The sequence below is a fragment of the Pantoea sp. SGAir0180 genome, from assembly GCF_043546245.1.
In genome coordinates, this window is record NZ_CP028071.1 from 601,317 (window position 1) to 624,358 (window position 23,042).

General features: G+C 54.9%; 22 protein-coding genes. 11 read left to right on the forward strand and 11 right to left on the reverse strand.

The window, feature by feature from the left end; translation table 11 throughout:
• Nucleotides 1–361: 361 nt before the first annotated feature.
• On the reverse strand, nucleotides 362–1,381 hold the full coding sequence (locus C1N58_RS02985; protein WP_033740876.1) for an alpha/beta hydrolase: 1,020 nt from the start codon (nucleotides 1,379–1,381) through the stop codon (nucleotides 362–364).
• Between the two features lie 490 nt (nucleotides 1,382–1,871).
• Here C1N58_RS02985 and C1N58_RS02990 point away from each other — a divergent pair, with 490 nt between their 5' ends.
• Together C1N58_RS02990 and C1N58_RS02995 are read left to right on the forward strand one after the other, a co-directional pair.
• Nucleotides 1,872–2,186: a hypothetical protein gene (locus C1N58_RS02990; protein WP_152607481.1), complete on the forward strand. Its 315-nt coding sequence runs from the start codon at nucleotides 1,872–1,874 to the stop codon at nucleotides 2,184–2,186.
• An 86-nt stretch (nucleotides 2,187–2,272) separates the two neighbouring features.
• A complete protein-coding gene (locus C1N58_RS02995; protein ID WP_054633337.1) occupies nucleotides 2,273–3,046 on the forward strand; it encodes a DUF3750 domain-containing protein in 774 nt (257 codons plus the stop codon).
• A gap of 98 nt (nucleotides 3,047–3,144) precedes the next feature.
• Here the strand turns inward: C1N58_RS02995 and C1N58_RS03000 are convergent, their stop codons facing one another.
• A complete protein-coding gene (locus C1N58_RS03000; protein ID WP_033740871.1) occupies nucleotides 3,145–3,324 on the reverse strand; it encodes a hypothetical protein in 180 nt (59 codons plus the stop codon).
• Nucleotides 3,325–3,511: 187 nt separating this feature from the next.
• On the opposite strand from C1N58_RS03000, the gene C1N58_RS03005 reads away from it, so the two are divergent.
• Complete coding sequence (locus C1N58_RS03005; protein WP_133745432.1) at nucleotides 3,512–3,775, forward strand: hypothetical protein; 264 nt, start codon at nucleotides 3,512–3,514, stop codon at nucleotides 3,773–3,775.
• Between the two features lies 1 nt (nucleotide 3,776).
• On the forward strand, nucleotides 3,777–4,286 hold the full coding sequence (locus C1N58_RS03010; RefSeq protein WP_039339950.1) for a helix-turn-helix transcriptional regulator: 510 nt from the start codon (nucleotides 3,777–3,779) through the stop codon (nucleotides 4,284–4,286).
• Here the strand turns inward: C1N58_RS03010 and mgtE are convergent.
• The 5 genes from mgtE to ppk1 form a co-directional block, all read right to left on the reverse strand.
• Entirely contained in the window at nucleotides 4,283–5,716 is a 1,434-nt protein-coding gene (gene mgtE, locus C1N58_RS03015) for a magnesium transporter (RefSeq protein ID WP_033740865.1), read from the reverse strand. The genes C1N58_RS03010 and mgtE overlap by 4 nt on opposite strands.
• Before the next feature lie 124 nt (nucleotides 5,717–5,840).
• Complete coding sequence (locus C1N58_RS03020; protein ID WP_394550413.1) at nucleotides 5,841–6,026, reverse strand: YfgG family protein; 186 nt, start codon at nucleotides 6,024–6,026, stop codon at nucleotides 5,841–5,843.
• A 97-nt stretch (nucleotides 6,027–6,123) separates the two neighbouring features.
• Nucleotides 6,124–6,762, reverse strand: a complete 639-nt coding sequence (gene tehB / locus C1N58_RS03025; RefSeq protein WP_072021705.1) for a tellurite resistance methyltransferase TehB — start codon at nucleotides 6,760–6,762, stop codon at nucleotides 6,124–6,126.
• 2 nt (nucleotides 6,763–6,764) lie between these two features.
• Nucleotides 6,765–8,288, reverse strand: coding sequence for an exopolyphosphatase (gene ppx, locus C1N58_RS03030; protein ID WP_033740864.1), 1,524 nt, complete (start codon nucleotides 8,286–8,288; stop codon nucleotides 6,765–6,767).
• A 5-nt stretch (nucleotides 8,289–8,293) separates the two neighbouring features.
• A complete protein-coding gene (ppk1, locus tag C1N58_RS03035; protein WP_006120467.1) occupies nucleotides 8,294–10,354 on the reverse strand; it encodes a polyphosphate kinase 1 in 2,061 nt (686 codons plus the stop codon).
• Nucleotides 10,355–10,508: 154 nt separating this feature from the next.
• Here ppk1 and C1N58_RS03040 point away from each other — a divergent pair, with 154 nt between their 5' ends.
• Genes C1N58_RS03040 through pstB form a run of 3 tightly spaced genes read left to right on the forward strand, consistent with a single transcriptional unit; the run spans nucleotide 10,509 to nucleotide 15,016 of the window.
• On the forward strand, nucleotides 10,509–12,605 hold the full coding sequence (locus C1N58_RS03040) for an ABC transporter permease subunit (RefSeq protein ID WP_394564565.1): 2,097 nt from the start codon (nucleotides 10,509–10,511) through the stop codon (nucleotides 12,603–12,605).
• Nucleotides 12,602–14,236, forward strand: a complete 1,635-nt coding sequence (pstA, locus tag C1N58_RS03045; RefSeq protein WP_205953419.1) for a phosphate ABC transporter permease PstA — start codon at nucleotides 12,602–12,604, stop codon at nucleotides 14,234–14,236. Before C1N58_RS03040 ends, pstA begins: the two co-directional genes overlap by 4 nt.
• A 12-nt stretch (nucleotides 14,237–14,248) precedes the next feature.
• On the forward strand, nucleotides 14,249–15,016 hold the full coding sequence (gene pstB, locus C1N58_RS03050; RefSeq protein ID WP_033740860.1) for a phosphate ABC transporter ATP-binding protein PstB: 768 nt from the start codon (nucleotides 14,249–14,251) through the stop codon (nucleotides 15,014–15,016).
• 28 nt (nucleotides 15,017–15,044) lie between these two features.
• Here pstB and purN read toward each other — a convergent pair whose 3' ends face one another.
• Together purN and purM are read right to left on the reverse strand one after the other, a co-directional pair.
• Complete coding sequence (gene purN, locus C1N58_RS03055; RefSeq protein ID WP_394564566.1) at nucleotides 15,045–15,683, reverse strand: phosphoribosylglycinamide formyltransferase; 639 nt, start codon at nucleotides 15,681–15,683, stop codon at nucleotides 15,045–15,047.
• Nucleotides 15,680–16,720, reverse strand: a complete 1,041-nt coding sequence (gene purM, locus C1N58_RS03060) for a phosphoribosylformylglycinamidine cyclo-ligase (protein WP_033740857.1) — start codon at nucleotides 16,718–16,720, stop codon at nucleotides 15,680–15,682. Before purM ends, purN begins: the two co-directional genes overlap by 4 nt.
• A 219-nt stretch (nucleotides 16,721–16,939) precedes the next feature.
• Here purM and upp point away from each other — a divergent pair, with 219 nt between their 5' ends.
• The 3 genes from upp to hda all read left to right on the forward strand — a co-directional run bounded on the left by upp (nucleotide 16,940) and on the right by hda (nucleotide 19,814).
• A complete protein-coding gene (gene upp, locus C1N58_RS03065; protein ID WP_013026702.1) occupies nucleotides 16,940–17,566 on the forward strand; it encodes a uracil phosphoribosyltransferase in 627 nt (208 codons plus the stop codon).
• 156 nt (nucleotides 17,567–17,722) lie between these two features.
• Nucleotides 17,723–19,012, forward strand: a complete 1,290-nt coding sequence (uraA, locus tag C1N58_RS03070; RefSeq protein WP_394564567.1) for a uracil permease — start codon at nucleotides 17,723–17,725, stop codon at nucleotides 19,010–19,012.
• A gap of 94 nt (nucleotides 19,013–19,106) precedes the next feature.
• A complete protein-coding gene (gene hda, locus C1N58_RS03075) occupies nucleotides 19,107–19,814 on the forward strand; it encodes a DnaA inactivator Hda (RefSeq protein ID WP_033740991.1) in 708 nt (235 codons plus the stop codon).
• On the opposite strand, the gene arsC is transcribed toward hda, so the two are convergent.
• Together arsC and C1N58_RS03085 are read right to left on the reverse strand one after the other, a co-directional pair.
• Nucleotides 19,811–20,158 (reverse strand): arsenate reductase (glutaredoxin), encoded by a 348-nt coding sequence (gene arsC, locus C1N58_RS03080; RefSeq protein WP_394564568.1) that lies wholly within the window; start codon nucleotides 20,156–20,158, stop codon nucleotides 19,811–19,813. The two genes, hda and arsC, sit on opposite strands and share 4 nt — an antisense overlap.
• A 5-nt stretch (nucleotides 20,159–20,163) precedes the next feature.
• The gene (locus tag C1N58_RS03085; protein WP_033740854.1) at nucleotides 20,164–21,627 is read right to left on the reverse strand and encodes a beta-barrel assembly-enhancing protease; all 1,464 of its coding nucleotides are present in this window, start codon (nucleotides 21,625–21,627) and stop codon (nucleotides 20,164–20,166) included.
• A gap of 745 nt (nucleotides 21,628–22,372) precedes the next feature.
• Here C1N58_RS03085 and C1N58_RS03090 point away from each other — a divergent pair.
• Entirely contained in the window at nucleotides 22,373–22,978 is a 606-nt protein-coding gene (locus tag C1N58_RS03090; RefSeq protein WP_006120453.1) for a DsrE family protein, read from the forward strand.
• Nucleotides 22,979–23,042: the final 64 nt, after the last annotated feature.

The following is a 23,042-nucleotide window of genomic DNA, read 5'->3' on the forward strand; positions in this document are numbered from 1 at the left end:
GAAGTATGGTATCAACAATGGTATTGTTGATTCATGGTTATATAAGCTACTGATAAATATTGCTTTTATGAGGCTAAAAATAATCGAGTGGGAATAATCCCGCTTCCGGTATAGCCCGACAGTCGGTTATATCAAGCACGAAGCCCGCATGATTGCGGGCTTTTTTATTCTCCGTCCTTCGGCTGTCTTGCGAGACCCTGTCGAAACCCATAAGGCACAGCCTCTGCTGATGCGAAAAAGGGTAACGCGGGGCACCAGGTCGACATATAAGGCAAAAAAATCAGCCGGCCTTATCCGGCTGATTTTATTAACAGTATTTCTGCCGGAGAGAAGAAGACGCACCTCCCCGGTCGGGCAATGCTTACTTAAGATGTTCCTTCAGCTCCACGGACGCCTGGCTTATCGCTGTGCGCACCGTTGGCTCTTTACTCAGGGCATTCAGCAAACCAAAGTCGTGGATCATGCCGTTGTAGCGGGTAACGGTTACCGGCACGCCGGCCGCGTCCAGTTTACGGCCAAACGCTTCCCCTTCGTCGCGCAGGACATCCAGTTCGGCGGTCTGAATCAGCGTCGGTGGTAAACCTGCCAGCTCTTCTTTGGTTGCGCGCAGCGGCGAGGCCAGAATACTATTCCGATCTTTTTCTGAGGTGGTGTAGTTGTCCCAGAACCACTTCATCATGTTACGGGTCAGGAAGTAGCCATTGGCAAACTGCTTATAAGAAGCATCGTCAAAGTTTGCATCGGTGACAGGCCACAGCATTACGTCGTAGCGAATAGCCGGGGTTTTATTCTGCTTAGCCTGCAGCGCAACGGCGGCAACCATATTTCCGCCTACGCTGTTCCCCACCAGAGCCAGGCGCTTACCGTCCACCCCAATTTCAGCGCCGTGTTCGGCTACCCATTTTGTTGCCTCGTAAGCCTGGGTAATGGCGACCGGATAGTGCGCTTCCGGCGAAGGCGTGTAGTTTACAAACACGGCTGCAGCACCGGATTCATTCACGAGATCGCGTACCAGACGTTCATGTGTCGGAAAATCACCCAGCACCCAGCCACCGCCGTGGAAAAACATAAACACAGGCAGTACGCCAGCGGCATGGGCTGGTTTGACTATTGTCAGCGTCAGCGGTTTACCCAGTGCCGTAATGGTCTTTTCAGAAATCTGTGCAGGCGGCAGCGTGGCGCCTTTCTGCGCCCCTGTAAGCACCGCGCGGGCTTCTTTAGGGGATAAGGTTTCAATCGGTTTTCCGCCGCTACTGTTAAGCGCGTGAAGAAATGCCGCCACGCCAACGGTGGGCTCCGGTGCGTTTTCGACCGGACTGGCCCATGCTGATGTCATCTGGCTGGCTAACAGTAAAGCACCTGCGGTGAGTTTCACTTTCATTGGGGTTTCCTTGTGTTTGCTATTAAGTAGTGTGCTATTTAGTTTGGCTACAATGCCAGTGAATTATCATCTTGTAAACAACTAAATAGTGAGCTATCTAAATTTTTACTATCTCACGGTGGGATGAACACGCCAAATAGCGAGGGCGGAATAAAAAATAACTATTTTTATTAGTGGCTTAAAACGGTGGGTGATAATTTAACACCTGCTTTTTTTTGCGCGCTACACTCATGTTGAAGCCGCTACGTTCGCGAACAGGCTATCCATTATTGGTACGTCTTGATCGAGCCGAGTTAAATCAGGGCAGTGCAACAGCCGCGCTTGCGCTGCTGATATGGAAAATGTTCGGTGTCGAGGGGGAGGCTGACGCGCTCGGTAAACTGCTTTTGCCAGAAGCACAACCGCGCTACCGGGACTGGTTGCAGCGCATTGCGGATCAGGCTAGCGGTTAGTCCCCTTAGCGCACTGGCGTAACCGGGGGAGGAAAACCGTGCAAAAACCTTTGCGTCACCTTGCCATGCGTTTCAGCGCAGAAATGCTGATTTATGCGTTAATGGGATGCTCGCCGCTGATCATCGCGCTTACGGCAGGGCAGGTTGCCAGTGTGGCCGGTTGTCCGCTGAATGAGAGCCGCGCGTATCCCTGCTTTATTCTGGGATACGATACCGGCCAGCTCCTTTACAGGATGGGCGTTTCAGGCTGGTTCAGTCTGTATAGCCTGCCGCTGGGGGCGATGCTCATGATGCTACGCACCGCAGCCTTCTTTGGGCAACTGTATTCACATTACCGTGCCAGGGGCAGCTAACGTGTCATGCCGCCGCAGGCGAAGTGAAGTCAAAGCCGGTGCTTTATTGCACTATAACAGCCTGTCTCTGATCCCCGGGAACCCTCATGCTGACCCTGAAAATTTTTTGTCTCTGCTTTCTTACCGTCATTGTGCTGTCGCTCGCGGCCAGTCTGGCGCAGGCGACGCGCGGCGCTGATGCCCTGAATCAGGGTGGCTGGGCGACTGCCCGGCGGGATTCGGCAGGGCTCGCTCCCGATCCGCATGTTAACGCCAGTCAGGCCATCATTCAGGTTTATGCCGCGCCGACCTATGGCTGGAAGGGTGCCGTTGCGGTGCATCCGTGGATTATTTTTAAACGCGCAGGTGAAACCCGCTATACGCGTTATGAAGTCATCAGTTGGGGCAGTGGCGATAAGGTAAGGCGCAATGCCTCTTTGCCAGATGGTTACTGGTACGGTGCAAAACCGCGTTTGCTGGTGGAGCACCGTGGCCCTGAAGCGCAGAACCTGATTCCGCAGATTGAAGCCGCCATCAAAACCTATCCCTGGCCCACGACCTATCATGCCTGGCCCGGACCGAACAGTAATACTTTTATGGCGCACATTGGGCGCAATGTGCCCGCGCTGAAACTGAATCTGCCTGCTAACGCTCTGGGGAAAGACTATCGGCCATTATGGCGTCCGGTTGGCTTACCGCCTTCAGGGCGCGGGGTTCAACTGTCCCTGCTTGGCGTGGCGGGCGTAACGATCGGCGTGCAAGAGGGCGTTGAGTTTAATCTGTTAGGACTGAGTGCTGGCGTCGGATTTGCGCCGTTTCAGCTGCGCCTGCCTTTTATCGGCGGTGTAGGGCATAACAACCTGCAACATGATCATCCCTGATTGCCGGCCAGGGTGAGGCGTCGGGCGCATTGACGTCCTGCCCTCGTCTGCCCTGACGCGCTAACGGCCCACAGGTTAGCGCGTCCCGGCAGAAACGGTCAGCAGACGCCGAAATCGCCATCTTCGTGATAAAGGTTCACGCTGTCTGCTTTAATTTCAATTTCCTTTTTACTGGCATCATCTACGCGCGCGCACCAAAGCGTGTCGCCTTCGGCACGCAGCACGACCATTTTAGGACCGCCCGTTTTCGACTGAACCAGGTCATCAGGGTTAAACATATTTCCTCCGTTGTTTTCTGATGGTTATGTCTGGCATAGCAGCCTCGCATTTTTTGCGCGGCCTTTTCCATTTTAGACACAACCCGTTTTACCTGCCGTCCGACTGCTCGCGTCCTGTCCACACATCACAAAAATACCGCAAGGTTGTCAGTTGACAACCGAAAAAATATAAGGAATGCTACGCGCCATGGTGGACAGAAAGCGGCACCCGAATAAAGAGATTGAGGCAGCATTACGTTACGCAGAATCTTACGGATGGCGGGTTATTGCCTCCGGTCATCATGCATGGGGAAAGCTGTATTGCCCCTCAAATCTTGAGACATGCCGGTGTGGGGAATTTTGTCTGACCTGTATCTGGCACACACCAAAAAGCGCGACGAACCATGCAAAAGCATTGCGGCGCGTCGTAGATAACTGTAGTGAGATAAAAAAACGCAAGCGAGGGCATTAACATGACGGAATACTGTTTCACCTTGCGGTTTGAACTGCCTGAAACGTCGGCACCCATTGATACAATACTGGAAAAACTGGCCGAGGCAGGGTGCGATGATGCGCTGGTGGGCGCGGGAACCGCTGGCAAGCTGGCGCTGGAGTTTACCCGCCCGGCGATGTCGGCCAGCGATGCGGTCGACAGTGCGATCCGGGATGTTCAGGTTGCCATTCCTGGCGCGGTCATGATCGAAGCGGCACCGGACTTTGTCGGCTTAACCGATGTGGCTGACCTTATTGGCGTGTCGCGTCAAAATATGCGCAAACTGATGCTGACGCACAGCAAACAGTTTCCACTGCCGGTGCATGATGGCAAAACTGCTATCTGGCATTTAGCCGACGTGCTGGAGTGGCTGGGGCAGCGCAATCACTACCAGCTACCCGCGGTCACCTGCGAACTGGCGCAGGTAACCCGTCGGCTTAACGTGTTGGGTTCCGTGCAGCGCTACGGTTACCAAAAAACTAAGCCCTAGTGCGGCAACAGGAAAAGCGTCGCCAGGCCCAGGAAAATAAAAAAGCCACCGGTATCGGTAATGGCCGTAATCAGAACGCTGGAGCCCACGGCGGGATCGCGTTTCATTTTGGTCATTACCAGCGGCACCATCACGCCCATGATGGCCGCCAGCAAAAGATTCAACACCATCGCCAGCATCATCACGCCGCCCAGTGCCATATTGCTGTACATGAGCCAGGTGATGGCACCCATAATCCCGCCCCAGAACAGGCCGTTAATCAGGGCGACGCCAATTTCTCGCTTAAACAGAAACGAGAAGTTGCCCGGTTCAACCTGATGCAGCGCCAGGGCGCGGACAATCATGGTAATGGTCTGGTTACCGGTATTGCCGCCGATGCCGGCGATAATCGGCATTAAAGTCGCAAGCGCGACAATCTGTGAGATAGTGCCCTCAAACAGCCCAATCACGCGGGAAGCGATAAAGGCTGTGCAGAGGTTGATGGCCAGCCAGGCCCAGCGATTTCGTACCGACTTACGGACCGGAGCAAAGACATCCTCTTCCTGGCTGATCCCGCCCATTTTGCGGATGTTGCTTTCATTTTCTTTGTTTACCAGGTCGACCACATCTTCAATCGTGATACGGCCAATGAGCTTGCCTTGGGCGTCCGTCACCGCTGCGGAAATCAGGTTATAGCGTTCAAAGGCACTGGCGGCGTCTTCGGCTTTATCGTCCAGCTGAAAGGTGGTGGGATGGGGATTCATCACCTCGCTCACCAGGGTTTTGGGTTTGTTCAGCAGGATATCCGTTAACAGCAGTTCGCCGAGCAGCTGATTCTGTTCATTGGTAATGAAGATTTTGTCCGTGCCGTCGGGCATGCTTTTGCCTTTGCGCAAAAACCGTTGCACGGTCGCCAGCGTGACGTCCTCGCGTACAGTGAGGATATTGAAGTCCATCACCCGACCCACGCGATCGCGGTCAAACTTCATCACGCTCAGAATACGCGCCCGTAGTTTGGGCTCCAGGGAGGTCAGTAAGCGCCCGGTGAGGCCGCGCGGCAGATAGCGCACCAGCCAGGCCTGGTCGTCAATATCCAGCGGCGCGATAGCCTGGAGAATATCGCGGTCGCTCATCTCGTCGGTCAGGCTGTCCCAGACGGTTTCTGACGCTTCAACCAGCACATGGCCGCGTTTTTCCGGCGGTACCAGGCTCCAGAGCGCCAGGCGGGCTTCTTCAGGCAACGCTTCAAGGATGTCGGCCAGGTCAGCCGCATGGAGCTGGTCGATGTCTTGTTGCAGAATTTCCCGATGTATCACATTTTCACGTTGCTGCTCAGGCGAGAGATGACCGGCTTTATTCCGTAGTGTCTCGCTGAGACCCTGCTCATTGAGCAGCAGCGTCAGAATACGATGACGAATTTCATTTAAACGTTGAGTGTGTGAGGCAGACACATTGCATCCCTTTAGTCTGAAAGCACCTGCACGAAGTGTAGCGTTTTGAGTGAAAAAGGGAGGCAAAAAATCGTCCCGCAGGCGGGAATGCGCGCGGATGTGTCAGCGAAAAGCCTGTAAGGGATTAACGACTGCTGGAAAGCGTCGGGATAACAGGCGCGGATTCAGTTTGCTTTTGCTGATGATGCTCGAAGGCCGCAGGCAGGATAAAAACGAGACGGCTAAACAGAATGATAAAACTGATGAGTAAAACAACCCGCGTCATACTGACGCTTTTTTTACGTCTTCGGGGAGAAAGGGCGCTGTTCACGCAAAGAAATTCCTGTAATAACCCGGACCGGGCGACAGCAATATTTAGTCACAGTCGCCCGGGTAAATCAACCGCTGTTTAAAAAAAATACAACGGGTCAATAGCTGGCTTTCTGGGCCAGCAGGGTCGCAAAACGGCAGTTAATCCGGTTGCCGTTTTCATCTTTGCGATGTAGCTGTCCCCAGTTTTCGTTGTATTTCACAATGTGCCAGTTGCGGTAGTAATGGCTTAACTCACCGGATTTAAACGCGAAAGGGAAGTCAGACGGACAGGGCGCATCCTCGGTATTCATCGCGGCCACAATCAGGTTGAAGCCGTTTTTCACGGTACAGGCTTGCATATCCGCGATGAGCTGGGGAATGGTGGCCGGTTGCAAAAACATCATGACCACCGTCGAGATGACCACCTGCCAGGCCCCGTTAAAACGCACCTGATTTAAATCCTGCAGCGCCGTATGAATGCCGGTCAGCCCTTCGGCGGCGATGATCTGATTGAGCCGTTCCAGACTGGCGGGATTGTGATCCCAGGCCGTCACGTCAAAACCATGTTGGTTAAGGAACAGCGTATTACGTCCACTTCCGCACCCCAGATCAAGCGCTTTTCCAGGTGTCAGTTTAGGCAGCGCCTCGGCCACCTCCGAGTGCACAGGGGTTAAGCCATAGGTTTCTGCAAAATAGTTATCGGTTCGCAATGTCATGATTATCCGTTCGGTAATGCGGGCAGCAAATGCCCGCACAATCAGGCTTCTGCCAGAATCAGCTTCCAGCCGGTGACCTCATTCCAGTAGTTTTGCTCACGCTCCAGATCGAGCTGGACCAGGTTATTTTGACTGAAATAGCCCGCCGGGAAGGTAAGCGTCCAGTGGCCCTCATCACAGGTCAGCGTTAACGCGTCAGGACGTGTAGTCGCCTGACGCTGGTTGTTCAGTAAGGTGCCAAGGCGCAGCAGGAATATCAGCGGCAGAAACTGCTTTTTCTTAAACAGCGTGACGCGAGGCAGTTCATCCACTTTGACGGCTTTGCGGTGGAATCTGACCAGTGCTGCCAGCAGCATCTGCTGATCCTGGTTAAAACCCGGCAGGTTGGTGTTCTGCAAAATATAGGCTGAGTGGCGTTGCATGCCGCTGTGGTTGATCGTCAAGCCGACTTCGTGCAGCATCGCCGCCCATTTCAACAGCGCCGCCAGCTGAGGATTCGCGAGTTTGGGATTCTGGTCGCGCCATTGCAGATAGAGCTGCTCGGTGGTTTCCAGCACTCGACGCGCCTGGTCGCTGTCGATGGCATAGTGATTCGCCAGGCTCTGAGCGGTGCGGCTGCGAATATCCCGATGGCGGAAACGGCCTTCCATCTCATAAAGTACGCCTTCACGCAGCGCGCCATCGCTCAGGGTCAGTTCACGAATCGCCAGCGCATCAAACACGCCGCAAAGAATCGCCAGCCCCGGAACAAATACGCTTTTGCGCTCTTCAGACAGGCCTGGCAGACTCAGCGCAGCGAACGATTTATGCTTGATCACTTCATCATAAAGCTTTGTCAGTCGCTCTGGCGTAATCAGCTTCTCTTTCTCGCCCATCGCCAGCAGCACTTCGCAGGCCGCTTTGATGGTGCCGGAAGCACCAAGGGCATATTGCCAGCCGTGCAGACGATATTGCCACGCCAGGGTTTCCAGCTTCTGCGTGGCGGCCAGCCGGGCGCGACGGAAGTTTTCAACGCTGATTTCGCCGCCAGGGAAGTAAAGCTGGGCAAAGCTGACGCAGCCCATGCGGCGGCTTTCGACCAACTGAGGCTCAAAATCTTCACCGATGACGAGCTCTGTCGAGCCGCCACCGATATCAATCACCAGCTTGCGTCCTTTTTCCGGTTGCGTATGTTCGACGCCCATAAAGATCAGGCGCGCTTCTTCGTGACCGGAAATCACCTCTATTGGATAAGGAATGACCTCTGCCGCGCGCTGTAAAAACGTCTCAGCGTTAACCGCCTGACGCAGCGTATGTGTGCCGACAATCGTCACGTTGCTGGCATTAAAGCCCTGCAGGCGTTCGGCAAACAGTGCCAGGCAGTTCAGACCGCGCTCCATGGCGTCTTCGCTCAGGTAATTTTTGGCATCCAGGCCATCAGCAAGATGCACGCGCTGCTTCAGTCGCCCCAATACCTGCAAAGCCCCATCCACCACACGGGCAATGACCATGTGGAAACTGTTTGAACCGAGATCGATGGCCGCAAACTCTTGAGGTTTCGGCGTACTTTTTTGGGATATTGGCATAGGCGTTATTCAGGTTGTTCCAGCTTCTTAATGTATTCGTAAATCGCCATTTGCGACCGCACCTTACGACGATTGCCGCGCTGAACGTATTGGTTACTCAGCTCTTTATCCACGACGCGCGCTTTAACCGTGTCGCTGAGCTGAATGGCAATGATGTCCAGAATGCGCTGCTTTATTTGTGGATCCAGGATAGCCACGGCCACTTCGATACGGTAATCAATGTTACGCGTCATCCAGTCAGCCGAGGAGAGAAACACTTTCTTGTCCCCACCGTTTTCAAAGATATAAACGCGGTCATGTTCCAGGAAGCGATCAACGATACTGATCACACGAATATTTTCACTGATCCCAGGCAAGTCCGGAATCAATGAGCACATCCCACGAACCAGTAAATTAACATTTACGCCAACGCTGGAGGCCGTATAAAGCCTGTCTACCAGCCCTTTGTCCACCAGGTTGTTAATTTTAAGAGTTATGCCACTGGGGCGCTTTTGTTGGGCATTCGCAATCTCGTTATCGATCAAATCATACAGCATCCGACGTGAGTTTTGCGGAGAAACCATCAGGTGATCAAACGTCACCGGGCGGTACGGGTTTTCGATAAAGTTAAAGACCCGGCGCACTTCATTGGTGATCCGCGCATCGGCGGTCAGCAGCGAGTAGTCCGTGTACAGACGCGCGGTTTTCTCATTAAAGTTACCGGTGCCGATGTGGGCATAGCGCACGATTTCTTCGCCTTCACGACGGGAAATCAGGAACAGTTTGGCGTGAATTTTCAGGCCAGGTGCCGAGAAAATAACGTGAACACCGGCTTCTGTCAGGCGCTTAGCCCAGTAAATATTGGCTTCTTCATCGAAACGCGCCTGAAGTTCGACGACCACCGTCACTTTTTTACCGTTATAGGCGGCGTGAATCATCGCATCCATGATGCGGGAATGCTTGGCGACGCGGTAAATATTAATTTTAATCGCCAGCACGCTGGGGTCGAATGATGCCTGGCGTAGCAGTTCCAGCACATGCTCGAACGTGTGATACGGATAATAAAGCAGGACGTCGCGATTACGAATGGCGTCAAAACCGTTGCGGAAGCCATCAAAACCTATGTGGCGAATCTGCGGCATCGGACGGTTAATCAGGTTGTTTTTCCCGACGTTAGGAAACCCGATAAAGTCTTTGAAGTTGTGATAGCGTCCGCCTGCCAGCACGGAGTCGTAGTTGGAAATCGACAGCTTGTCGCACAGCAGCGCCACCATAGAATCCGGCATATCGCGCTGATAGACAAAACGCACAGGTTCTGCCGTCAGACGCTGTTTCAGGCTGGAGGACATCAGTTCCAGCAGGCTGGACTCCATTTCGGTGACCAGATCGTACTCCGCATCGCGCGTCATTTTCATTGAATAGGCGTTCAGCGTGTCGTAATCGTAGAAACCTTTGAAAATATCATCCAGGCAGTAGCGCAGGATATTATCTAACAGGATCATCGGCTTGCGGCGGCGCGGCGGCTCCGCAGGCAGGTTAATAAAACGCGGGACCTTGTCTGACGGGATTTCCAGCAACGCGTACTGAATATCGCTGCCGCGAATGATCTCGACCGCCAGATAGGTGTAATCGTCTTTCAGAAACTCCGTCAGGTCGGTTTCATGGGTAATCAGGATCGGCGTGATGTGCTGACGCAGTTCATGCTTAAAGTAGTGACGCAGCCAGCTTTGCTGATTAGGTGAAAGCTGACGTTCGTTAATCAGAAAGATTTGATTGCGCGCCATTTCCAGCAACAGGTCGTTGTAGAGCGCATCAAATTCCTGATCCGATTTCAGTACGCGCTGCTGAATCTTCTTCAACAGGTGGCGCGGTGTGCTGGCGGAGCCTTGCTCTTCGCCAATCAGGATGCGTCGTTTCAGGTCGGCAAACCGGACCTTGTAAAATTCGTCGAGGTTATTTGAGTAAATACCTAAGAAACGCATACGTTCAATCAGCGGATTACTTTTGTCTGCCGCTTCCTGCAAAACACGTTCGTTAAAGCACAACCAGCTCATTTCTTTTTCAATATAAAGCTTTACCTGACCCATTCTCACTCCGTATGACGGTTGCAGGACTGACGACGCTACAGTATCCATCAGCATTATGGCGAGAGTATGGCAGGCTTGTCCAACAGCAAAAGTTGTCTTATCAAGCCGCTACGGGCAACATAGCGACTCATTTTCGCCGCATAATCAGGGCCGCATGAGCGTAAACCATATTCCCGTCCAGTTTAGCGATCGCCGACGTCGTGCTATTGACCGTTACACGCGGCGCCTCGTCACGTGCTGCGGGGTCGCTATTCTGTTACTGATGATGCTGCTGTTCTTTTGGTTGCTCTGGGTGGTCCTGCCGTTGTTTAGCGCACCGGGTGTGCACAGTCTCAGTCATCAGCGGCTCTGGGATGCATCGCCCGCACTGGCCATTGGTAATAAAGGCAGCGTTGGCTGGCGTATCAGTCGTGATGGCAAGGCACGATTTATACCGCTGAATGGCCAACCGCCTGAGCCCGCGCTGATGCTGACGCCCGCGCCGCAACAGGTGGTAACGAGCGCCGATGGCGATACGGTGCTGCTCAACGCACAGGGCAGTTTAACCCTGTTGCAGCCGGTGATAAGCAAAGGCGAAGGCGAGTGGCATTTTCCGTTGGGCGATAGCGGCTTTCGTCTGCCCCAGGGCGACGTAAAAGAAATGGCTGTCGCCACACTTCGTCCCGATCAATGGCGGATTGCAGCGCTCACTGACGCGGGCGTCAGTCTGTTAACGCTGGAAACTAACCGCCAGGCTGCGCTCATCCAGCTGCCGGGTCTGCAGCCTGCGCATCTGGTGCTTTCGCCTAAAGGCGACCTGCTGTACACCACCGAAGGCCGCCTGCTGCGGGTCTGGCAAATCGATGACGGGCGGGCCTGGCTGCGGGAAACGCAGATGCTCCCGGAAGCGCCCCAACATATGCAGTTACTGGCCGGAGGCCAAACGCTGTTAATTCAGGACAGTCACGGTATTACGCAGTGGTTTTCCATTGCTGGCGATAACGGCCTGCGCCTGCACGCCATCCGCACGTTCGCACACAGCGCCGGACAGGGTCTGATCGTCAGTGAGGCGCAGCGCCGGGTTTTCGCTACCTTTGATCAAACCGGACTGCTTAAGGTCTTTGCCAGCAAACAGGATGGGCCCATTCTGCAACGCCAGTTAGCACCCGGCATCCTGAAGGCGCAGTTTTCGCCGCAGGGTGACAGCCTGTTGCTGGAGCGATCGTCAGGTTGGGAAACCCTTAAACTGACCAATCCCTGGCCGGATGTGACCTGGCGTAACTTCTGGCAAAAAATCTGGTATGAAAACTATCCCAAAGCCGACTGGGTCTGGCAGTCCACCAATGCCGGAGACAGCTATCAGGCGAAGTTCAGTTTAATTCCGATGGTGGTGGGCACACTGAAAGCGGCCAGTATGGCGCTGCTTTTTGCCACGCCGCTTGCCCTGGCGGCCGCGATGTACACCGCCTGGTTTATGGCACCGGGTTTACGTCGTTGGGTGAAGCCTGCGATAGAGATGATGGGGGCGTTGCCCAGTGTGGTGATTGGGCTGATTGCCGGATTATGGTTAGCGCCCCATGTCGGTCAGGCATTAACAGGAATTCTGTTGCTGCCGGTCACGCTGGCGGGCAGTCTGCTTGGCTGCGGTATTCTGGCCCGCCGCTTACCGGCCCGCTGGCGGCAGCCGGGCTATGAGGTTATCCTGCTGCTGCCCGTGCTGCTTATTGTCGCGGCGTTAACGCTCTGGCTACCCACGCTTATCGTGCCGGATGCCGGTGACTGGCTGCCGCATTACGCGCAGCGTAATCTGCTGATAGCGGCGCTGGCGATGGGGTTTGCGCTGGTGCCGATGATTTTTACGCTGGCGGAAGATGCGCTGTTCAGCGTTCCGGCGTCGCTGGGGCAGGGCTCACTGGCGCTGGGCGCCACGCCGTGGCAAACCCTGACGCGGGTCGTGCTGCCGGGAGCGTCGGCCGGCATTTTTGCCGCGTTGATGATTGGTTTCGGACGGGCCGTAGGCGAAACCATGATTCTCTTAATGGCCACCGGGAACACGCCGCAAACTGAAGGCGGCCTGTTCAGTGGCCTGCGCACGCTGTCAGCCAATATCGCGATTGAAATGCCTGAGGCGGCCGTTGGCAGCGCACATTACCGGATTCTGTTTTTAAGTGCGCTGGTGCTGCTGGTCTTCACGTTGATGATCAATACGGTTGCCGAGCTTATCCGCCAGCGTCTGCGCCTGCGTTTTAGCCAGTATAAGGAGCAGGCATGAAGGCGATACGACAAAACGATCGCTGGCGTTGGCTTACGGCGGGTGCCGTGACGGTCTGTTTGCTGGCCTTTACCCTGTTGATCGCGCTGCTGGGATGGCAGGGCCTGCGCGCGTTCTGGCCCCATCCCGTCGATCTCTATCAGTTCACACTGCCTGATGGCAGCAAAACCCGTGTACTGGGCGAAACGCTTGAGCGGCAATCGCATTATCCGGCGCCTGCCGCCGCGTCAGACGGCATACCGGGCGACGTACATCGCTATCTGATTAAGACCGGCAACCGGGACTGGGCCGCGCCTGACTTTCGGGCGGTGCTGAGTCAGCAGGCACCGATTGTCAGCCAGCCGGACGACGTGATGGTGCTGCAGCGCCGCAGTCAGGGGAATGCCTATGGCTGGTTTGTCGGCCTGCGGGAAGAGAATGATGTTCTTACGGCAAAAGACATTATGGCGCTTCTGCAACAGCGCCTTGAACAGGTAAAGCTTATCGAGCAGCAGGCCAGCGAGATGCGTCGGGTCGATATTGCCCGGTTGAATGAACAACTGGACCAGTTGGACGATCAGGCTGAGCATCAGCGCGCGGCAAAGCAGTTCGATTTGCAGGCGCAGTCAGAATACGAGGCCAACCAGGCGGCGCTGCAACGCCGCCTTCTTCAGCTCAATGACAGGCTGAACAGCCTGCAAGCGGAAAGCCAGCGTGATGCGCTGATTCTGCGCGATGTGAACGGCACTGATCATCGCATTCCCCTGTCGCAGATTGTGGAAGCCTGGCAACCCAACGCGATGAGTCTGACGCAAAAAATGGGGCATTTCTGCCAGCAGGTGTGGCGCTTTATTAGCGATTCGCCTGCCGAAGGAGAAAGCGAGTTTGGCGTGTTTCCGGCGATATTTGGCACGGTGCTCATGGTGCTGCTGATGTCTGTAGTTGTGATGCCGCTGGGCGTTATCGCGGCGCTGTGGCTACATGAATATGCGGAACGCAACGCGTTGACCCGTCTGGTACGCATCGCCGTGGTCAACCTGGCGGGCGTACCCTCGATTGTTTATGGCGTATTTGGGCTGGGCTTTTTTGTCTGGCTGGTGGGCGGCACGGTGGACCAGCTGTTTTACAGCAGCACCTTGCCCGCCCCGACATTTGGTACGCCCGGTTTGCTGTGGGCGTCGCTGACACTGGCCCTGCTGACCTTGCCGGTGGTGATTGTCGCGACGGAAGAAGGGCTTTCCCGCATTCCCGACAGTCTTCGGCAGGGCTCGCTGGCGCTGGGGGCGACCCAGGCCGAAACGCTCTGGAACGTGGTATTGCCTATGGCCGTTCCGGCCATGTTAACCGGACTGATTCTGGCCGTGGCACGTGCCGCAGGCGAGACCGCGCCTCTGATGCTGGTGGGCGTGGTTAAAATGGTGCCGGAACTGCCGGTTGATGCGGTGTTCCCTTACCTGCACCTCGACAGAAAATTTATGCATCTGGGCTTTCAGATCTATGATCTCGCCTTTCAGAGCCCTAATACCGAAGCCGACCGGCCGCTGGTTTTCGCCACGGCGCTGCTTCTGGTGCTCATTATTCTGTTGCTGAACCTGTTAGCTATGGGCCTGCGTCACCGCCTGCGTGAACGCTATCGCCTGATGACTCAATAACTGACGATGACTATGATGCCCGAAACTGATATTGCGCTAACCGTTGATCATCTGTCGCTCTGGTACGGTGAGCGCCAGGTGCTTCAGGATGTCTCGCTGCAACTGCCCAAAAATCGCATCACCGCATTGATTGGCCCGTCCGGCTGCGGCAAATCAACGCTGCTGCGCTGCTTTAATCGTATGAACGACGTGATTGATCGCTGCCGCATTGAAGGGGACATTCTGCTGGATCAGCAGTCGATTATGCGACCTGCTCAGGATGTCTCTGCGCTGCGTCGCCGGGTCGGGATGGTGTTTCAGCGGCCCAATCCATTTCCCAAATCGGTTTACGAAAATGTGGTGTACGGACTGCGGCTGCAAGGGGTGCGCGATAAGCGCGTACTGAATGAAGCCTGTGAACGGGCACTCCGGGCGGCGGCGCTGTGGGGCGAGGTGAAAGATCAGCTGGCACAGAATGCGCTGACGCTTTCCACGGGGCAGCAACAAAGGCTGGTTATCGCCCGCGCTATTGCGATTGAGCCGGACGTCCTGTTACTTGATGAGCCAACATCCGCGCTGGACCCGATTTCTACCCTGGTGATCGAAGAACTGATGAGCACGCTCAGGCAGCATTTCACCCTGGTGCTGGTCACCCACAACATGCAGCAGGCTTCACGCGTGTCGGATTACACAGCCTTTATGCATCAGGGATCGCTGGTGGAGTTTGATACCACAGACAGGATTTTCACCACACCACAGGTGCGCCGGACGGAAGATTACATCACCGGGCGTTACGGTTGAAAGGGCAGGGAGCCTGGCTCCCTGAGCATTAATCGTGGGCGTAGCCCTGAGCGGGTAAGGGATGACCATCCAGCCAGGCTTTTCCCTCACGCATGGTCAGTCGGCCTTCGGTAAACCAGTTAATTACCAGTGGGTAGATGGCATGTTCCTGATGCTGAACGCGTTCGGTAATCTCGGCCTCGCTGTCTTCAGCAAACACCGGCACCCTGGCCTGCAAAATGACCGGGCCACCATCCAGTTCATCGGTCACGAAGTGCACGGATGTACCGTGCTCCTTATCGCCGTTTTCAAGCGCCTGGCGGTGCGTATGCAGACCGGGATATTTCGGCAGCAGCGACGGATGAATGTTCAGCAGACGGTCAGAGTAATGCGCCACGAAGCCCGGACTCAGAATGCGCATATAACCCGCCAGCACCACCAGATCCGGTGCATACGCATCGATCTCACGCATCAGTTGCCGATCAAAACTGTCGCGATCGTTAAAGTCACGTGCATCCAGCGCTTTTGCCGGGATCCCGGCCTTCTGCGCGCGAACTAAACCATAGGCGGAGGCTTTGTTACTGAACACGGCAGCGATGCTGCCGTGAATACGCCCGTTTGCACAGGCGTCGAGGATGGACTGAAGGTTACTTCCGTTACCCGAAATCAGTACAACCAGCTTTTTCATGAATGAATAACCACACGCTCTTCCGAGTCTGAGGCGTTAATCACACCAATTTTCCAGGCGTTTTCACCGGCAGCACGCATCAGGTCAACGGCCTTATCCGCGTCAGCCGGGCTCAGCGCGATGATCATGCCCACGCCGCAGTTGAAGGTGCGATACATCTCATGACGACTGACATTGCCCGCCTGCTGCATCCAGCCGAACACGGCAGGCCACTGCCAGCTTTTCTCGTCAATCACCGCCTGAGTATTGTCGGGCAGGACACGCGGAATGTTTTCCCAGAAACCGCCACCGGTGAGGTGAGCAATCGCGTGCACATCCACCTGCTCAATCAGGCTGAGGATGTTTTTGACGTAAATGCGCGTCGGCGCCAGTAAGTGATCGGCCAGCGGTTTGCCTTCCAGTTGCTCAACCAACGGATCGGTGCCGCTGACTTCCAGAATCTTACGCACCAGGGAATAGCCATTCGAGTGCGGGCCGCTTGAGCCCAGGGCGATCAGCACATCACCGTCCTGAACCTTGCTACCGTCAATGATTTCTGACTTTTCAACCACACCGACGCAAAAGCCCGCGACATCGTAATCTTCGCCATGATACATGCCCGGCATTTCAGCGGTTTCGCCGCCCACCAGCGCACAGCCTGACTGCAGACAACCTTCGGCGATACCGGTGATGACCGCCGATGCGGTGTCCACATCCAGCTTGCCGGTCGCGTAGTAATCCAGGAAGAAGAGAGGCTCCGCGCCCTGTACCACCAGGTCGTTAACACACATAGCAACCAGATCGATACCAATGGCATCGTGACGTTTGAGATCCATCGCCAGACGCAGCTTGGTGCCCACGCCATCGGTGCCGGAGACCAGCACAGGCTCACGGTATTTTTGCGGCAGCGCACAAAGCGCACCGAAGCCGCCTAGTCCACCCATGACTTCCGGGCGACGCGTCTTTTTCACTACGCCTTTAATACGGTCAACCAGAGCGTTACCAGCATCAATATCAACACCGGCGTCTTTGTAGCTGAGAGAGGTCTTATCGGTCACTGCGAGGTCCCCACGCGAGTTGCGGTTGGTGGTTTAATATAAAGCGCGGCAATTCTATCAGCGCAGGCAAACGTTTGCGAGTCTCAGATTGCGTCCCCGACAATTTTCATCAATCCTTATTTTATGCGGTGGATTGCGCAAGCACATGTGGCGCGATGTTAAAAAGGCGGTATAATCCCGCGATTTTTTTTTAGCTCAACTCACTCCGGGAGAACAACAATGAAGATCGTGGAAGTTAAACACCCGCTGGTCAAACATAAACTGGGACTGATGCGTGAGCATGATATCAGTACGAAGCGTTTCCGTGAGCTGGCCTCTGAAGTGGGCAGTCTGCTGACCTATGAAGCCACGGCCGATCTGGAAACCGAAAAGGTCACCATTGAGGGCTGGAATGGCCCGGTTCAGGTTGATCAAATTAAAGGCAAAAAAATCACCGTTGTGCCCATCCTGCGTGCCGGCCTGGGCATGATGGAAGGCGTACTGGAGCACGTGCCCAGCGCGCGCATCAGCGTGGTAGGCGTGTACCGTGACGAAGAAACGCTGGAGCCTGTACCTTATTTCCAGAAGCTGGTGTCCAACATTGAAGAGCGCCTGGCGCTGGTGGTCGATCCGATGCTGGCGACGGGCGGCTCCATGATCGCCACTATCGATCTCCTGAAAAAAGCCGGCTGCAGCAGCATTAAAGTGCTGGTGCTGGTCGCTGCGCCAGAAGGCATTGCCGCACTGGAGAAAGCGCACCCGGACGTGGAGCTGTACACCGCCTCCGTGGACCAGGGCCTGAACGACAAGGGCTACATCATTCCGGGCCTGGGTGACGCGGGCGATAAGATTTTCGGCACCAAATAGTGACCTGTTCAGGCGGCTTCATGCAGCACCTTGCTGTCAGCCTGCAGGCGCAGGCCGAGCTGCTTTTTTTCGCAACAGCCAATAACCTTCATCAGCCGACCAGAGAGTCGGCTTTTTTTTGACCAAAAACAGACTATCAACTCAAGGGGACTTTTAATGACTCGTCGCGCTATCGGCGTTAGCGAACGGCCGCCATTACTGCAAACGATTCCGCTCAGCCTGCAACATCTGTTCGCCATGTTCGGCGCAACAGTGCTGGTACCCATCCTCTTTCATATCAACCCGGCTACGGTACTGCTGTTTAACGGTGTCGGGACGCTGCTGTATCTGTTTATCTGTAAAGGCAAGATCCCCGCTTATCTGGGATCCAGTTTTGCCTTTATTTCACCTGTTTTACTCCTGCTGCCGCTGGGTTACGAAGTGGCGCTGGGGGGATTTATTCTCTGCGGCGTGCTGTTCTGTCTGGTCGCGTTGATCGTCAAAAAAGCCGGTACCGGCTGGCTGGATGTGATGTTTCCGCCTGCAGCAATGGGCGCTATCGTGGCGGTCATTGGTCTGGAGCTGGCGGGTGTCGCAGCAAACATGGCGGGCCTGCTCCCTGCTGAAGGTCATGCGCCTGACGGGACAACCGTGCTGATTTCGCTGGTCACCCTGGCCGTCACCGTTTTTGGCTCGGTGTTATTTCGTGGCTTTATGGCCATTATCCCGATTTTGATCGGCGTGCTGGTGGGCTACGCGCTTTCCGCTTTTATGGGCATTGTGGACTGGCGCGGCGTGGAAAATGCGCCGTGGTTTGCATTACCGACGTTTTATACGCCGCGTTTTGAATGGGTGGCGATGTTAACGATCCTGCCCGCCGCGCTGGTGGTGATCGCCGAACACGTGGGCCACCTGGTGGTCACGGCCAATATTGTTAAGCGTGATCTGGTCCGTGATCCCGGCCTGCATCGTTCCATGTTCGCCAACGGTTTATCGACCGTCATCTCGGGTTTCTTTGGATCCACGCCAAACACCACCTATGGTGAAAACATTGGCGTAATGGCCATTACCCGCGTTTACAGCACCTGGGTGATTGGCGGCGCGGCCATTTTCGCGATTTTGCTCTCCTGCGTGGGCAAACTGGCAGCGGCTATACAGGCGATCCCGGTGCCGGTCATGGGTGGCGTCTCCTTGCTGCTGTACGGCGTCATCGGTGCCTCCGGTATTCGTGTCCTGATCGAATCCAAAGTGGACTACAACAAAGCGCAAAACCTGATTCTGACCTCCGTGATCCTGATCATTGGCGTCAGCGGCGCGAAAGTGCACATCGGTGCCGCCGAGCTGAAAGGGATGGCGCTGGCGACGCTGGTTGGCGTTGCGCTGGCGTTGATTTTCCGCGTCATTTCCCTGCTGCGCCCGGAAGAAGTGGTGCTTGATGCAGAAGAGACACGCGACACACCGTCATGATGAAGGCCTGAAGACGCGGGCAGGGACGCCCGATTCATCTCTTCGCAAAAACTATGATAGACTGCCCCCGATTTTTGCCTGTTCGCTTGCTGAGGTGCTTCTGAACACGCCGGCACAATTGTCATTGCCACTCTATCTACCTGACAACGAAACCTTTGCCAGCTTCTGGCCGGGGGAAAACCCCTCGCTGATCGCTGCGATCAAGGGGGCGCTAAGCCAACAACATGGCAGCTATCTCTACTTCTGGTCGCGCGAAGGAGGAGGGCGCAGCCATCTGCTGCACGCTGCCTGCGCTGAAATGTCCGCGCGTGGTGAAGCCGTGGGCTATGTACCGCTGGATAAGCGCACCTGGTTTGTTCCAGAGGTGCTGGACGGCATGGAACAACTGCCGCTGGTTTGCATCGACAATATCGAATGCATCGCGGGAGAAGAAGCCTGGGAAATGGCGATTTTTAATCTCTATAACCGCATCCTGGAAACCGGCAATACCCGGCTCTTTATTACCGGCGATCGTCCCCCGCGTCAGCTGAACCTGCATTTACCCGATCTGGCATCACGGCTCGACTGGGGGCAAATCTACCGTCTGCAGCCGCTCTCCGATGAAGATAAGTTACAGGCTTTACAGCTTCGCGCCGGACTGCGTGGGTTCGAACTGCCTGAAGACGTCGGACGGTTTTTACTGAAGCGGCTGGATCGGGAGATGCGCACGCTGTTTGATACGCTGGATCGTCTGGACAGCGCCTCTATCAGTGCGCAACGCAAACTCACGATCCCGTTTGTTAAAGAAACGCTTGGACTTTAAAGAATCGCCAGTACCTCCTCGGGCGGACGGCCTAAGCGGGCCCGATCGCCATTGATCACAATGGGCCGCTCAATCAGAATGGGATTTTCCACCATCGCGTCCAGCAAAGCGCTTTCGCTTAACGCTGCCTGATCCAGCGCCAGGGCGGTATAGGTCGGTTCGTTGCGGCGCATCAACTGACGCGCGCTCTCCATGCCCAGTTTCTGCAGCAGAATCTGCAACGTCGCTTTGTCGGGCGGCGTCTCCAGATAGCGCACAATCACCGGCTGGATGCCACGCTGCTCCAGCAGTGCCAGAGTTTCCCGACTCTTACTGCAACGGGGATTATGATAAAGCGTCACCATACTGCTTATCCTTTCTGATATTGCTTAAAGCGTTGCTGCAACTGGCGCAACTGATCGATGCGCGCATCATAACGCGCCTGTTTCAGGCTCCCCAGCGGCACCTGGGCACTGGCCTGGCTCAGGGCACTGATGGCCTGAGCGATCTGACCATTTAAGGCCAGACTTTCGGCACGGGCAAACAGCTCTTCGTCGGTATGGCCCTGCTGTGCTGAAGCCTGAGCCAGCAAATCCCATCCGTTGGTGTCATCTTTGTGTGTCCATGTATAGCGGTTCAGGATGCGGCTGGCATTGGCGGGTTGCTTCGCTTCAACATAAGCGTTCGCCAGGTTGAGCTGAACGACCGGGCTGGTTTTAGCCGCCTGCGTCGCGGTCAACAGTGCAATGGCCTGCTGTGGCTGATTCAGGCCGATATCAATATCCGTCATCAGGTCAAGCAGCCAGACGTTTTCAGGCTGCTTAGCCAAAAGTGGCGTCACAATCCTTTTGGCTTCGCCATAGTTTTTGGCCTGCAAAAACTGCACCGCCTTACCGTACCGGGAAGCCAGCTGCTCGCGTGCATTACCATTGGCATACTGGTTCAGTAACTCATCGGTCAGTTGATTACGGCCGGTCGGATACATGCCCAACGTGCGCACCTTTGCCAGATAAAAGTCCTGAGAAGACTGGACTACCACCGCGCGCATCTGGTTTGCCCGGTTGCGCGCATCGGCGAGACGGCTGTCTGGTAAGGGGTGAGTCAGCAGAATTTCAGGCGGTTTGGAAGAAAACCGGCTCTGATCGGCCAGTTTTTGCAGAAAGTCCGGCATGGCCTGCGGGTTAAAGCCCGCGCGCTGCAAAACCTGAATACCAATGCGGTCGGCTTCCTGTTCGTTATTCTGCGTAAAACTGATGATGCCCTGCTGGGTACCCGCCAGTGTACCGGTTAAGGCGGCCATGCCCGCCTGTGGGCTGGCCATCGCCAGCAGGATCGAGCCCAAAGCCCCTACCCAGGTCAGCGGGGCATTGCGCTTTTGATCTTCCATCGCCCGCGCCAGGTGGCGCTGCGTCACGTGGGAGATCTCGTGCGCCATCACCGAGGCCAGCTGGCTTTCAGTATCGGTGAAGCGGAATAGCGCGGCGTGCAACACCACATTGCCACCAAAAAACGCAAAGGCGTTAAGTTCATCATTTTGAATCAGGAAAAAGTGGAAAGGCGTTTTAACCGCGTCCGCGTGAGAAACCAGCCGTTGACCGAGCTGATTGATGTACTGATTTAGCAGGGGATCGTTAATCAGCGGGGCGCTGGCACGTAGTTGCCGCACATAGAAATCCCCCATCTGCAACTCCTGATTAATCGACAGCGTAGAGCCTGCGGTCGTGCCCATATCCGGCAGGGAGTCGCTGATATCCGCCTGCGAGGTCAGCGGACAGGATAACGTGAGTGCAGGGAGTAGCGCAGCAATCAGCGTTTTTTTTAACCGGTTCAACATGCCTGAATCCTGTAATAAATCCCTGAATGGGACAGGTAAGCCGCTAATATGTTCTGTTTTACCCACGAATAGCGAGGCGTCCTGCGTATCTTAACCACAGGGCATGAAGAATGAAATGACGTTGTCGCGCGCACTGCGCGGCAGGATTGTGATAATGCTTCAAACCTGACGAAAAAATTTGACGGTACAATGATCTGCAAAGCGCCTGAATAACAGCCTGTCCGGATGAAAATGGCCGACAACGTTGGCATAAACGCAAGGGCCGAATACAAAGATACACGCGGACTGACATGCGGGCCGGGTAGCCACAAGGCGGACGCGCTGAAAAGCAACAAAAAAACTGAACATACTGGCCATTTTCCCAGGTATTCTCTGAAAAAAAGGCCCTGTACCGTAACGATTATCAGAAAGGTAAATTAAAAATATTGATGGTGAAAATGCCTTTATTGCCGACAGGCTATTTATGGCTGGCAAGGAAGCGCCAGGAAATCGCGTTATCCAATCAGGAACCGTGACACGCTTTATGAACCATCTTAAATAAGAAAGAAAAAACACGGTCGATAAAAAATACTTTTTATCACGCTCCGTTTTTATTTTATGGCCGTCCCGACAAAATGCTATTAAGAATTTCAGCTGCTCTCCGCGTTGTACCACTGTGATATAGATAAGCCGCCGTCATCTTCAGGAGCCGCCGACGTTGCGGTAGCACGGTATACATCAGATTTAAACAGCAGGAGAGTGAGTGATGCGACCAGCAGCCTTTATTGTGGTAGCGGCGGTAGCGGGATTTATTGGCGGGAATGTTATGCAGTTGCCAGTATTAGTCGACAAGGTCAGCGGTAAATTTGCCAGTAAAACAGAACCCAGTGATTACTGGAGCACTCCGGCCATTCAGGGCTATGGAAAAATACATTATGTGGATACACCCGCGTATAAACCCGGCACGGTAGCGGATCTCAGTAATAAAATTGTTTTTCAAATTAATCGCAGTGAAGGCGATATTCGTCGGCCTAATCTGGGGCTGGAGCGCGTGGCACGCGTCACGAATCTCTATTACGCCGCAGGTGTACCGTTAGATAAACTGAATTTCGTCGTGTCAATTAACAGTGATGCCGTTCCCGCCGCACTGAATAATGAACAGTTTCATAAAGCATACGGGGTGGATAATCCTAACCTCCAGTTAATTAGCGCACTGGAAAAGGCGGGCGTGAAAGTGTCCATTTGCGATCAGTCAGTGGCGTTTCACCATTTCGAGCGTGACTGGATTGATACGCGCGTCACCCACACGATCTCCAGCGGCACCACCGTTGCCACGCTGCAAAACCAGGGTTATGCCTTTTTGATGCTGTAAGTCTCGCGATGGCGGTGCGCGCCGCTGTCACCTTAACGTCATCTTTCCGCGATGTGCATGTCAT